The organism is Chryseobacterium sp. OSA05B (assembly GCF_019970065.1).
In the GTDB taxonomy this organism is placed as follows: domain Bacteria; phylum Bacteroidota; class Bacteroidia; order Flavobacteriales; family Weeksellaceae; genus Chryseobacterium.
In genome coordinates this window covers 721,224-734,631 of the sequence record NZ_JAHXYH010000001.1, presented here as the reverse complement: position 1 = coordinate 734,631, position 13,408 = coordinate 721,224, and the positions used below count along the sequence as shown (strand labels likewise).

Below are 13,408 nucleotides of genomic sequence, written 5' to 3'. Positions count from 1 at the left end.
CATTATTTATCAATTATCATTTATCACTCATAACTTATAACTCAAAAACCCATGTCTGATTTTCAAAAATACGTACAAAGATATCTGGATCAGATCCCTTCAGAGGACTGGATCGGAGAATTAAAAATATCAGGAGAAAAAACAGTAGAAATATACGCAGCTCTTACAGAAGGACAGTCTCTTTTTGCCTACGCAGACGGAAAATGGACGCTGAAAGAACTTTTACTCCACCTGTCTGATACCGAAAGAATATTCCAATACAGAATTCTGGCCTTTGCAAGAGGAGATAAGGCCCAATTGCCAGGTTTTGATGAAGAAGAATATGCTGCGGCCTCTTTTGCCAATGACAGATCATTAGAATCCTTGTTGGAAGAATATAAACTTGTAAGAAAGTCTTCACAAATCCTTATTGAAACCCTTGAACCCGGTGTTTTAAATAATACAGGTATCGCCAACGGCAATAAACTGGCTGTGGAAACAATCGGGAAACTGATCGTGGGACACAATTATCATCATTTAGGCATTATTAAAGAGAGGTATTTGCCGGGGGTGAAATAGGTTTGTAGAACCAAGAGCCAAGAGCCAAGATGGTGGATACAGGGAGAACTTCTCTACGCTTTAATGAACTGTAACATAAAAAATATTGGATAGGAACGGGCTTTAGCCCGTTTTTCAATGATAGAAAGTTCAAACAAGATTTTAGACGAATCGCAATGAGGACATTAAAAAATTTAGACATCAATAAAAGCATTGAATCAAAAAAACTGGTTTTTGAAGAAAGCTGGAATGAAAGATTAGATACATTTTTGGTTTATTTTTTATTCATAGTATTGATGTTTGAAATGATCGTTTGCTTTTCAGAATTAGAGTCGTTTTCAAAAAATAGATTTGAATATATTATCCTGACTGGTGTAATTGCATTTTGTTTATATGTTTTATATTGTAAGTTTTCAGAGAAAAAATTAAAAAAAATAAAATTTAGTATCCATAAAGAAGAAGCCAAAAAGAGAATTATTGAATATGGGAAAAAATACAATTTCAGGATTTCAAAATGGTCCGGCAACCTCATACTACTTAATGAACCTACTGATGGTTTTAGCTTAAAATTATATGAACGAACTACACTGGTATTTTTTAAAGACAACGAAATTTTATACACATTAATAAAAGAAGGAGCAAAAGGCAATTTTCCTGTATTGTTTTCTCAACATTTTGAAAAAAGAGAATTCACGAAAATCTTGAATCAAACCAAAGTCGAAACTAAAAAAAGCTATTTCAGTGCATTTTTTAATGAATTGTAATGAAAAAAAGATTCTATAGAAATTTGCTTTAGCCCATTTAATAAAAAAGATAAATTGATTCTGGCTTTAGCCGAAATCTAAAAAATTCACCCAAACCAAACATTTATCCCATATTTCTTGGCTGAACCTTCCCGTTTTTTTACCTTTATCCACGGGTTTAATACTCTTTTAAATTATGGAAAATATTGTTGAAATACTCAAATCAGGCGGAACCATTCTTTATCCTACAGATACCATCTGGGGAATAGGATGTGATGCTACCAATATAGAAGCGGTCAATAAAATTTTTGACATCAAAAAAAGAGAAAAAAATAAATCGATGATCATTCTGGTAGAGTCTCAAAAGAGGCTTCAGGATTTGGTGGATGTCCCGGAAATGGCATGGGAAATCATTGACCTTAGCGAAAAACCGGTTACGATTGTTTATGAAAATCCCCGCGGACTTCCGAAAGAACTGCTTGCTGAAGACGGAAGCATTGGTATCAGACTGATAAAAACTGATTTCTGTAAAAAACTGATCACCAAGCTAAACAGACCTTTGGTTTCTACTTCCGCCAATTTCAGCGGTGAAAAAAGCCCGTTGAAGTTTTCGGATATTTCTCCGGAAATGATTAAGCTGGTAGATTATGCGGTAGAGGAAGACAGAGATAAAGTTTCGAAATATTCAGGATCTTCAGTGATTAAGGTATGGAGTGATAATAGAATTAAGGTTCTTCGTGAATAAAATTCTATAATAATTCCTTCATTTTAAAATCTTGTCCATGTATATCGGCAGGATTTCTTTTTTTTAATTTCTATCTTTGCATTCTTCAACTGATAAAAGACTGCCATGAACCACCAAAAGTTTGCTGAAGAATGGATCCGTGCCTGGAATTCTCATGATCTTGAGGATATACTGTCCCATTATGCAGAAGATATTGAAGTGACAACGCCCATGATTTCGTTGGCAACAGGAGGAAAAGAAAGCACATTAAAGGGAAAAACAGCTGTCCGTGATTATTGGGAAAAAGCACTGGCTCAATTCCCGGACCTGCATTTCGAACTGATCAGATCAACAGCAGGTGTGAATTCGGTGGCTTTGTTTTATACCTCCATAATGGATAAACATGCTGTGGAAATCATGTTTTTTGACGATGAAGGAAAAATTAATAAAATGTATGCCCATTATGATTAATGGAAAAGATACATTGACAGAAAAAAGACGATCTATTTATTACGATGAAAATTAATCTTACCCAAAATAAAAACTTAAAACTATTCAAAATCATTGCTGATGCTGCGGAAAAAAATAATCAGTCCGTATATATCGTCGGTGGTTATGTACGTGATCTTTTGATGAAGAGAACTGCCTCTACGGATATTGATTTTGTAACGGAACAAAGCGGGATTGAGCTTGCACAAACTGTAGCAAAAGATATTGACCCCAAGTTAAAAGTTTCTGTTTTTAAAACCTACGGAACGGCCATGATCAAATATAAAGATCTTGAGCTGGAATTTGTAGGCGCCAGAAAAGAAAGTTATACCGAGAACAGCCGCAAGCCTGAAGTGGAAGGCGGTACACTGGAAGACGATCAGAAGAGAAGAGATTTTACGATCAATGCAATGGCGATTTCTTTAAATAAAGCTAATTTCGGTGAGCTTATAGACCCTTTCAATGGGGTTGAAGATCTTGAAAAAGGTATTTTGAGAACACCTTTAGAACCGACCCAAACCTATTCTGATGATCCGTTGAGGATGATGAGAGCGGTTCGTTTTGCATCTACCTTGAATTTTGTCATCGAAGAGAAATCTCTTAACGCTATTAAGCAGGAAGCAGAAAGGATTAAGATCGTTTCTATGGAAAGAATTATGGTGGAATTCAACAAAATCATGATGTCTAAAAAACCATCCATCGGACTGGGGTTAATGGAAGCAACAGGTCTTCTGAAACTTATCATCCCTGAGCTGATCGAGCTGAAGGGAGTGGAAGAAGTAGAAGGACAGACTCACAAAGATAATTTTTACCACACGTTGGAGGTTGTAGACAATATTTCTGAAAATACAGACAACCTTTGGCTGCGTTGGTCGGCATTGCTGCATGATATAGGAAAAGCGCCAACCAAAAAATTCTTGGAAGGAACGGGATGGACTTTCCATGGACATGAGTTTTTAGGCTCAAAAATGGTAAAAACCCTTTTTCACAGACTGAAACAGCCGCTGGGAAGTGACATGAAATATGTTCAGAAAATGGTCAAGCTTTCCTCACGTCCGATTGCCCTGATCACCGATGATGCTTCAGACTCCGCACTGAGAAGGCTTTTATTTGATGCCGGAGAAAACCTGGAAGATCTTTTCACACTGTGTAAAGCAGATATTACCACTAAAAACTCCAAAAAACAGGAACGATTCAAAAAGAATTTCGAATATGTTGCGGTGAAGATTAAGGAAGTGGAGGAGAAAGACCAGGTACGTAATTTCCAGCCACCCATTACCGGAGAAGAAATCATGCAGATGTTTAATCTTAAGCCCGGAAAAGAGATCGGAATCCTGAAAGAGAAAGTAAAAGAAGCCATTCTTGAAGGTGAGATCCTTAATGATAAGGAAGAAGCTGAAAAGTTTGTGATCGCTGAGGCGGAAAAGCTGGGATTAAAATACAATTAAGTTAAAATTAAATAAGAAATCTTCGGCGGGACTTTGTCCCGCCGAAGATTTTTATACATTGTAAAAACAAAATCAGGCCGCTTCAAAGAAGCGGCCTGATAAAAAACACAAATGATGAAAAAAAATAAAAATTTATAGATAATACCGAAGTATTAATATCTTAGTTTGCGTAAACTGAATTTGAACCTATACCTGAAGTAAATGTTCTGATAACAGATCCTGTAGTGGAATAAACCACAATTTTGCTGGCCTGGGTAAATCCATTGGAATCCGAAGTGAAAATTTTGTCATTGATCACGCTGAATCCGTATAAAGCAGAGTAATTATCAACACTGTTAGCTACTGTAAATAATGGTGCTGTAGGTACTGTAGTAGCACTCATATCCATTGTGTACACTTTTTTATCCGAAGAAAAATAAAACTTACCATTCGAAATCTCAAGATTTTTAGCATTCGCGATACCGGTCAAAGTAGTTGTTTTTGTAATACTACCTGTACTGGAGATCTGATAGATATAAGAATCTGTCGTTCCACCGGCAATAGCATACACATTCTGATTATTGGAAATAATTTTATTGATGTTTCCGTTCGGTAATGTGATGGTGGACTGTATGTCGTTGGAAGAAGTATTGATATAAGTAATCTTATTCCCAAAACCGAATGATGCATTCTGTACAAAGATGTTATTTCCTGCTTCCACTACTCTCTCAACAGCATCGGTGAAAGTAATTTTTTTGATGAAAGAAAGGTCCGAAGCTTTATAAATACTTACAAACTTATCGCCGTTGAATTTATCATTCGTTACATAGATATTGTTGTTTGCAAAAGCCATGTAGCGGGGACTATTAAGTTCAGCTTTAATTTCACCTGTGGCTTTAAAGTTAAAACGGTTTACGATCTGGATTCTGTTGGAATTATTCAATAGCAGATAAGCGTTTTCACCTTTGAAAGCGATCATTTGTAAAACATCGCCCAATAGTGCGCCGTTGTTAAGTGCGAAAAGATTATCCTGTTTAAAGTTTAGGTCTGCACTTACAAAAGTGACGTCTCCTTCAGGTTTTCCGTAGGTACCTTCATTGGCGATTAAAAAACCGTTGCCATAGAATACTTCCTGTTCGTCATTATTATCATTGCTACAAGACACGATGCCTAAAAGAAGCGTAAAAGCAAAAAGAAAATGTAGAAGTTTGTTCAGTTTCATAATATTTTAAGTTTAAAAATTGATTGTTGCATAAACACTGTAATTTCTCTTCGGCATCGGATAGAGAGATACCGTCTGATAAATCTTGTTGGTAAGGTTGTTCACCTTAAACCCTACGGTGTATTTTTTGAAGACTGTTGCAGAGATTCCTGTATTTAAAATGAAATAAGGATCAATAGCTGTAGATTTCCGTTCATCGGAAGCAGTATAGGTAAGCCCGTTGAATAACCCCTGAGCATACAGCTTAAGGAAAGAATATCCATACTCGATATTTCCGACAGCCTTGTGAGTCGGAACATACATCATCTGCATCTGAGTCTCCTTATTAATAGATTTTGTGTAGGTATAGCCCGCATCCAGCTTCAAAGTATGCTTTCCGAATGTTTTATTCCAGGTGGCTTGCGACTCCAGACCGTAAGATTGAACTCTGTACGTATTTACCGGTGCCCAATATCCAAAAGAAGTAGGAAGCCAGGTAATAAGATTTTTGATGTCCATATAGTAAGGACTTAATGTAATTTTAAAATCTCCCAGGCTGAACTCATGGTTCATATCAATATTGGTGGAGGTTTCAGGAAGTAAATCCAGATTCCCTCCCGGTTGCCAGTAAAGATCATTAAATGAAGGGAATCTAAAGTTCCTTGAAAAATTGATCCCGGCGTGATACCATGGTGTAGCATCCCATTTTCCTGAAAAAGAATACAGAAGAGGAGAAGAGATATCTTCTACAAAATCCTTTTTAATCCCGGCTTCAAAGCGAAGATCTTTAGTCGCAAAATATCTTATCAATCCAGCTAATGATCCCACATTTCTGCTGATGACTCCGATTCCGGATTTGTAACCTTCCCCTTTATTCAACTGAAATTCTCCTATAGCATTGATATTAATCTTTGGTGTGATGAAATAATTAAAATCATTTTTAAAAATGTAATTCTTTCCCTCTGCACCACTTGCTTTAGGCTGGTTGACATCTGAAAAATACTGGAAATTATCCTCTGTGTAAGCCACTTTTAAGCTGTTGGAAAGATCGCTTTTTTTGATATCCCATGCAATCAGACTTCTTAAGGTCTGTGCATTATATTTTGTTCTGTTGCCATTCTCCTCGAAAATAGGATAGTGCTGTGAAGCATCAAAGATCTGGTTTTGCCACGAAAGAGTCTGATGATCAGCAATTTTATAGGAAACCCCAATGTTGACTGAAGTATTAAAATACTTTCCGTTTATATTATCGAATGGTGTGCTTCCGACTACAAATTCAGGGACTTTATAGTCATTTTTACTCGTTAAATAACTTCCGGAAACCTTAACACTTAACTTTTCATTGCTGAAGGAAGCCTGTGCAAAATTATTATAGGTGTCAAAAGAAGCCACTTCTGAGAAAACAGAACCTTTAAAACCTCTGTTAAAATCTAAAACATTGTTTAAATGAATACTCCCACCTATAGCTCCGCTTCCGTAAACAACACTTCCGCCGCCGGCTTTGACGTCGATCTGATCATATCCGAACAGTGGAATATTATTGACATCTCCCTGTCCTAAAAAACTGGAATTGATGTTGATTCCGTTCCATACAAAAGCGGTCTGCTGTGCAGTAGTTCCACGGAAAGATGGCGAAGAAACAGCACCGCGGCCATTTTCTTTGATATAAATAGAAGATTGATAACGTAAAAGTTCAGAAAGATTGGTTGAGTTTTTCTCGATGTCTTTTTGAGTGATTGTACGAACCGGATGAAAAAGTTTCACCTTGCTCATCTGGCTGTCAAAAATATAAATAGTGTCAAGGGCCTTCTCCTGTCCGAAAAGAAAGCTGCCGTAAGACGAACAAAGCAGTAATAAAGATCTTTTTATATCCATACTATTTTACTTTTCCTCCGAAAGTAATATGTTTTTTAGTTAGTATTTTGGCAGGTCTCCTGACTTTCGCTTTCTGCACCTTCCCGTATGAACAGTGGTTTTTTGCAGAAAATCTTATTGCGATTTACAGTTGCGGGGACAGCTTGGGAGTTTCACCCAATTCCCTATTATTTCCAATACGCTGGAAACCAAAATTTTTGCAAAGATAACTTTTTAAATCTATTGCACAAAAAGGCAGAAAAGTGAATGGTGAATTGTCAATTTTGCTTCGCAAAGAATTTTTTTTAATGTATAAATGATCACCAATGAATACAATACTGCGAAATTGAAAAAAAACTAAAAGTGAATGGTAAATTGTGAATGGTGAATTTTGCTTCGCAAGTGAATCGTCAATGATAATCATACATATACAGCATTAAAATTCACTATTGACTTGCGAAGCAAAATTGACTCTTGACAAAAATCCAGGCGTTCGTATTTAAAATCTAGATTCTTGTATCTTGGTTCTTGACTCTTAATTCCTTCTACAAAAACGTTGAATCAAAATAAAACGGCAGCAGATCCTTGATCGAGTGCACCTTAACCACTTCATCATTCATGCTTGAAAAATAAAGATCGATATCTTCATTTTGCTTTGTTTCATATTCTATTAAGCTTTGTCGGCAGGCTCCGCAAGGTGGAATCGGAGGGTTTTTCTCATGAAATTCCTTAGGACCGCCTACGACGAAAATCTTCTTTACTTTCATATTCGGAAAGTTGGCGGCTACCCAGAAAAGAGTCGTTCTTTCTGCACATAATCCTGATGGATAGGCTGCATTTTCTTGATTGTTTCCGGAGTAAATCTCACCGTTTTCGAGTAAAACGGCACATCCTACCAGGAAGTTGGAATAGGGGGCATAGGCATTTTCACGGGCCTGGATTGCTCTTTCAAAAAGAGTTTTTTCTATATCGTTCAGTTCACTGCTGTTTTTAAAGTGCTCGTAACTGATCTGTATGTCTTTTTTCATATATTAGTCAGACTAAAAAGGGGGGCTAAATTTACTTCTTTTTCATCAGGTGGACAATGTTTTTTTTATCCATAATTAAATTGAAATTCAAAAAAATAAAATGCTATATACACCAATACAATTCAGAAATATAGAGCTAAAAAACAGATGGGTCATGTCTCCCATGTGTATGTACTCATGCGAAAATGGTTTAGCCAATGATTTCCATTTTGTACACTATGGAAGCAGGTCTCAGGGCGGAACAGGATTAATTATGGTTGAGGCTACCGGAGTAGAACCACGTGGGAGAATTACCAATCACTGTATGGGAATCTGGAACGACCAGCAGGCAGGAGAACTTGGGAAAATCGTTGATTTTGTGCATTCGAGATCAGAAAGTAAGATCGGGATCCAGCTGGCTCATGCCGGAAGAAAAGGGTCCACCTGGAACAATCTGCAGATTCCGCTTGAAGAGGGCTGGGAAACCGTTGCGCCCAGTGCTATTCCGTATCATCCTTCCGAAAGAATTCCACACGTTCTTACGGTTGAAGAAATCAAAGAACAGGTCGGAAATTTTAAGGAAGCAGCTAAAAGAGCCGTAAAAGCAGGTTTTGATCTCATAGAAATTCACGGGGCGCACGGATATCTGATTCATCAGTTTTTATCCCCGCTTTCCAATATCAGGACCGACGAATATGGAGGAAGCTTTGAAAACAGGATTCGTTTTCTTTTGGAAATTGTAGATGTAGTCAATGAAGAGTTGAATGAAGATGTGGCTCTTTTTGTCCGTATTTCCGCTACCGAATACGCTGAAAATGGTTGGAATATTAACGATAGTGTGGAGTTGGCTAAGATTTTAAAAGAACATTCCGTAGACCTTGTAGATGTTTCAAGCGGTGGAAATATTCATGGAGCCAAAATACCTGTTTTTGATGGCTATCAGGTTCCTTTTTCATCCCAGATCAGAAACGAAGCTGGAGTGAAAACCGGAGCTGTAGGTTTGATCACCAAAGTGGAACAGGCTGAAGAGATTCTTGAAAAAGGAGAGGCAGATCTGATTTTTGTGGCAAGAGAGATTCTGAGAAATCCCTACATTGCTGTGCAGGGATCATTTGAGATGCAAGAAGACTGCTTCTTTCCCCATCAGTATACCAGAGCAAAAATTTCATCATAACGTTTCGGATGAAAATTGAAGACTTTATGCTGACCTGTCCCAGCAAGAAATTTCTGGGAATTGAATGTTTGGGATGCGGTGCCCAGAGAGCCATTGTGCTCGTTTTTGAAGGGAAGTTTTCAGAGGCTTTTCATCTGTACCCGGCTGTTTATACATTGCTCCTGTTTCTGTTTACATTAGGCCTGAGTTTTGTAGATAAAAAAAGGAAGTACGGAAATATTCTGATAATCATGGTTGTTGTCAATCTGGTCATTATGATCATATCGTATTATTATAGACATTTTTATTTGCATGCTCATCAATAAACAAAAAGATCAGAATGGGACAATATTTTTTAATAGCAATTGAAGATACTCAAAAAAAAGTCGTAGAATTACTACAAAATATAAATCTCTTACATAAAAACTTTTTAAATTAGAGCATGAACTCTATCTTTGTTAGACTAACTTTATGAATAGTATAATCATAAATGATTAAAATATAAGAATATGGCAGGAAATTCAAGAGGAATCTTAAAATTCAATGGAGGTGAAGGACAAAAGTTGTTAAAGCTTAATTACAGCGTATCAAGATCTACTGATGTTTCAGGACGTGTAGCGTCTGACCCATCAAACGCATTGATCAAAGTAACCGTAGAAGCGACTGAAAAATCTGATATTCTGGAAAGCTTATTAAACGGTAAATACAAGCCTACAAGCGGTGAAATTACGTTAAATAAATCTCATGAAGAAGGAACACTGATTGCCCTGAAGTGGGAAAATGGATACGTGATCCAACATGAAGTGGATTTTGATGCGATCGATACCAATAGTATGCTGATAAGCTTTGTAATAAGTGCAGAAACTATTTCATACGGAAATTCACTTTATGAAGGATTCTGGCCGTTAAGCTAGGTCCCGATTAGTAAAAAATATAAAGAGACTGTCCCTCAAGACGGTCTTTTTTTACCTGTTGTGAACGCTATTTTCTGACAAGGAATCTTTGTTTATTTTCAAAAATTCCCGATTAGATGAATAATATACACATTTTAACACAAATCACTTTATAAAATATGTCTACTACACCAGAACAACCAAAGGGTGCAGCTTTTCGCCCGGCACAGAATGCAGATGGGGTATCCGAGAATCATCATACCGGCATCAACCGTCTGGTAAAGCTTTCCTTAGTCATCGAAGGAAAAATTATCAAATTTTATAAGCATTTTAAACTTAAACAGAGTACCCAGCGTCACCACGAATTCACGCTGACTCTGGCTCACGATACTTTGGGAGACCGCCAGACGCACTCACTGGAGGATGCCAATAAATTCCTCGGGAAACGTCTTACAGCAGTTATTTCCTATAAAGATATAGAGAACAGCCCGGAACGAACTTTTGTGGGAATCATCACCGGAGTGGCATTCAGCCAGGAGAAAATGAGCCTTGGGAATATTGTCCTTACCGGGTGCAGTCCCACGATACTATTGGACGGAGCGGCCCATATCCAGAGTTTTGGAGGAAATCAATCCGTTAATATGGGAATTATCGCGGAAGAAGTAATCAAACAGGGAATTGACAGAGGCCGTTTTGATATAAGAATCGATGCCAATAATTTTTCCCAGATCATCTACAGCAGCCAATACGACGAAACTCACTACAACTATCTGGCAAGAATGGCCGAAGCATATGGTGAACAGTTCTTTTATGATGGCGAAGTCCTGCATTTCGGGAAACTTCCGCCTCAGAACAAACCCATTACCCTGACCTACGGAAGCAGTGCCAATGATATTAAGGTGGAACTGAAAGCTGTACACACCAAACCCCAGTACTACGGGTACAATAGCAACAAACATGAAAAACTTACTTCAGGATCTACACCGATCCAGCATGTAAGTGATATTGCAAAAACAGCTTACGATCATAATAACAGCATCTACAAAACCCCTGCGCTTCAGATAGCGCCTATCAAAGCATCGACCCATCTTGATGTGGAATATTCACAGAAAAGCGCTTCAGGAAGTGAAGCGGTCAATGTTTTTTCTATTTCAGGAAACACTACGGTTCCGTTTCTTCATCCGGGATGTGTAGCCGATGTTCAGATGCGTAAACAGGATTCCAATGAGACGTCTTATTTTACAAGAATTATGATCACGGAAGCTGAGCATGAAATTGATACCATAGGTCATTACAAAGGAAGTTTTGCAGGAATAGCAGCCGATACAGGATTTCTTCCAAGACCGGAATACAAAATTCCTAAAGCTGAGCCACAGACGGCCACCGTTATCTCCAATACAGATCCGGAAGGACAGGGAAGAATACAGGTGCAGTTTGACTGGCAGACCAGCGATACTACCCATTTTATCAGAATGATGAGCCCTGATGCGGGAGGAACAGATCAGATCACACAGAACAGAGGCTATGTAGCCATTCCCGAAGTTGGGGATCAGGTGATGGTGAATTTCGTTCACAGCCATCCCGACAGACCTTTCGTCATGGGAGGAATGTTTCATGGTGGAATCGCTTTAGGTGGGGGTATCAATAATCATTTGAAGTCTATCCAGACCCGAAGCGGAATCAGGATTTTAATGAATGATGAAGAAGGAAGCGTAAAAATAATGGATCCCAGCGGAAACATCTATTTTATGGATGGCGCAGGAAATATCAGCATGAAAGCTCCTAAAAACTTTACATTGAATGCCGGAGATAATATCAATATCACCGCAGGAAAAGAAATTTCGATCAGTGCGGGAGAAGGCATCAACAGTTCAGCGAACGACAGCATTATTTCTACAGCTGGAAAAGATATAGTTCAGACCGCTACAGGTGATATCCGTGAATCTTCGGATACCAGAACAGAAATGGTAGAAAAAGAATTCAAAAGACAGTCTGAGACGTCCAATGAAATAGCCGGAGAAATATCCATGTTCAGCGAACTGGAGAACATGACGATGCAGAGCGGCAAGATTGTAGAATTCAACAGTGCTGAAAAATCAAAACTTTTCTGATATGGCGATCATCAAAACAGCTAAAAATATACAGATCAAGGTCAATGACACTTACCATCTGAATGTAGGCAAAAAGGTTGAAAAAATTGCGCAGAAGATCAATGTGGAAGCACAGAAGAACAACCTTGTTTTGGCAAGCAATAAGAAAATAATGTCTCATGGGAACAAGTAAATTAAGAATTCTGATTCTTTTTATTGCTGGAAGTTTCTCACTCATCAATTGTCAAAATAAAAAAATGGAACAAAAATACAGCTGGCTAGGCACCGTTTCGGCACCCATGGAATATCCTATGGAAGTGTACAAAGGAGGCATCATTGCAGATGATTTTACCTACAGTTTCGATGCGATCTGGGGCACACAAAATACAGGCTGGGGAAATGAAGGCGGAACCATGAGCGTAGAAACCCGTCAGATGGATATTCCTAATAAGCTGGAATTTACCTGGTATTCTTTGGTGGAAAATACATTTTATACCGGAAAATGGGACCTGGATAAAGAAAAAATAAAGGGACTTTTTGAAAAAGGTTTTATCGATCAGGATAACGGTAAAAAAACGACCTACACCAATTTTATTGTTGGACTTGCTCCAAAAGGAAAGGTCGTTCTATGGATCAACGGTCCGGGAAACCAGAAAGAAGTGGGTGTTTTTCAGGCTCATGATACCATTATTACTCAGGAAAAGGCATATGATAACGCGAAATATATGTTGAAAGAAGGTTTTGCAGAAAGAATGCTCAAAGATCCTTCCTATGAAACATTCAAGCCGGAAACCAGAGCTAAAATAGAAAAAGAAGGCTATCCCGCTCCGGATATCTATGAGGCGTACAGAGAAAAATTTAACTGGAAACCCACAGTGATCTTGCCGGAAGGAAGTGAATGGATCGATTTCGGGTTTAATAACTATAACGGCGAACAGGAAAACCTTTTCGGAGAAAGCCTGAAAAGTGATACCTATAAAAATCGCGCAGTTCCGAAATTCTGCGGTTTTTACTGGAGAGATAAGAATAAAAACAGATACGCCGTATGGGTGGATGCTTTTGACGAGAAAGAAATCTTTGAACTGTTCCATAAGCTTGGAAAAGGAAAGAATATAGATCTTATCATTAAAGTGAATGCAGATAATACCGGCGCGAGTTTATCATTAAAGAACGAAAAGGAAGAACTGCCGATCAAAAATTCGAAGGTCAGATTTTCCCGTAAAATAGAGTAAGAAGCAACAGTGAAAAGAATTTTCTGTATCTGTTAAAATCTGTCAATAAAAATTAAAA

General features: G+C 37.9%; 14 protein-coding genes and 1 riboswitch. Of the genes, 11 read left to right on the top strand and 3 right to left on the bottom strand.

The window, feature by feature from the left end; genetic code table 11:
* Positions 1-51 precede the first annotated feature (51 nt).
* The 5 genes from LC419_RS03255 (at position 52) to LC419_RS03235 (ending at position 3,941) form a co-directional block, all read left to right on the top strand.
* Complete coding sequence (locus LC419_RS03255) at positions 52-558, top strand: DinB family protein (RefSeq protein WP_223605997.1); 507 nt, start codon at positions 52-54, stop codon at positions 556-558.
* A gap of 155 nt (positions 559-713) precedes the next feature.
* Positions 714-1,301 (top strand): hypothetical protein, encoded by a 588-nt coding sequence (locus LC419_RS03250; RefSeq protein WP_223605996.1) that lies wholly within the window; start codon positions 714-716, stop codon positions 1,299-1,301.
* A gap of 175 nt (positions 1,302-1,476) precedes the next feature.
* A complete protein-coding gene (locus LC419_RS03245; protein ID WP_223605995.1) occupies positions 1,477-2,025 on the top strand; it encodes an L-threonylcarbamoyladenylate synthase in 549 nt (182 codons plus the stop codon).
* A 105-nt stretch (positions 2,026-2,130) separates the two neighbouring features.
* Entirely contained in the window at positions 2,131-2,475 is a 345-nt protein-coding gene (locus tag LC419_RS03240; protein ID WP_223605994.1) for a nuclear transport factor 2 family protein, read from the top strand.
* A gap of 44 nt (positions 2,476-2,519) precedes the next feature.
* On the top strand, positions 2,520-3,941 hold the full coding sequence (locus LC419_RS03235) for a CCA tRNA nucleotidyltransferase (RefSeq protein ID WP_223605993.1): 1,422 nt from the start codon (positions 2,520-2,522) through the stop codon (positions 3,939-3,941).
* A gap of 160 nt (positions 3,942-4,101) precedes the next feature.
* Here LC419_RS03235 and LC419_RS03230 read toward each other — a convergent pair whose 3' ends face one another.
* The 3 genes from LC419_RS03230 to LC419_RS03220 form a co-directional block, all read right to left on the bottom strand.
* Positions 4,102-5,142 carry a YncE family protein gene (locus LC419_RS03230; protein ID WP_223605992.1) on the bottom strand — a complete coding sequence of 347 codons (1,041 nt, stop codon included), beginning with the start codon at positions 5,140-5,142 and terminating at the stop codon, positions 4,102-4,104.
* A 12-nt stretch (positions 5,143-5,154) separates the two neighbouring features.
* The gene (locus tag LC419_RS03225; protein ID WP_223605991.1) at positions 5,155-6,996 is read right to left on the bottom strand and encodes a TonB-dependent siderophore receptor; all 1,842 of its coding nucleotides are present in this window, start codon (positions 6,994-6,996) and stop codon (positions 5,155-5,157) included.
* Positions 6,997-7,027: 31 nt separating this feature from the next.
* A riboswitch (cobalamin riboswitch) is annotated at positions 7,028-7,204 on the bottom strand.
* Between the two features lie 316 nt (positions 7,205-7,520).
* Complete coding sequence (locus tag LC419_RS03220) at positions 7,521-8,003, bottom strand: cytidine deaminase (protein WP_223605990.1); 483 nt, start codon at positions 8,001-8,003, stop codon at positions 7,521-7,523.
* Positions 8,004-8,103: 100 nt separating this feature from the next.
* Between LC419_RS03220 and namA the strand changes: the two genes are divergently transcribed.
* The 6 genes from namA (at position 8,104) to LC419_RS03190 (ending at position 13,350) form a co-directional block, all read left to right on the top strand.
* On the top strand, positions 8,104-9,156 hold the full coding sequence (gene namA, locus LC419_RS03215) for an NADPH dehydrogenase NamA (RefSeq protein ID WP_223605989.1): 1,053 nt from the start codon (positions 8,104-8,106) through the stop codon (positions 9,154-9,156).
* An 8-nt stretch (positions 9,157-9,164) separates the two neighbouring features.
* A complete protein-coding gene (locus LC419_RS03210) occupies positions 9,165-9,461 on the top strand; it encodes a DUF2752 domain-containing protein (RefSeq protein ID WP_223605988.1) in 297 nt (98 codons plus the stop codon).
* Between the two features lie 183 nt (positions 9,462-9,644).
* Positions 9,645-10,049 carry a type VI secretion system tube protein TssD gene (tssD, locus tag LC419_RS03205; RefSeq protein ID WP_223605987.1) on the top strand — a complete coding sequence of 135 codons (405 nt, stop codon included), beginning with the start codon at positions 9,645-9,647 and terminating at the stop codon, positions 10,047-10,049.
* 158 nt (positions 10,050-10,207) lie between these two features.
* The gene (locus LC419_RS03200; protein ID WP_223605986.1) at positions 10,208-12,139 is read left to right on the top strand and encodes a type VI secretion system Vgr family protein; all 1,932 of its coding nucleotides are present in this window, start codon (positions 10,208-10,210) and stop codon (positions 12,137-12,139) included.
* 1 nt (position 12,140) lies between these two features.
* Entirely contained in the window at positions 12,141-12,311 is a 171-nt protein-coding gene (locus LC419_RS03195; protein WP_156122705.1) for a hypothetical protein, read from the top strand.
* 64 nt (positions 12,312-12,375) lie between these two features.
* Positions 12,376-13,350 carry a DUF2931 family protein gene (locus tag LC419_RS03190; protein WP_262901686.1) on the top strand — a complete coding sequence of 325 codons (975 nt, stop codon included), beginning with the start codon at positions 12,376-12,378 and terminating at the stop codon, positions 13,348-13,350.
* Positions 13,351-13,408 lie beyond the last annotated feature (58 nt).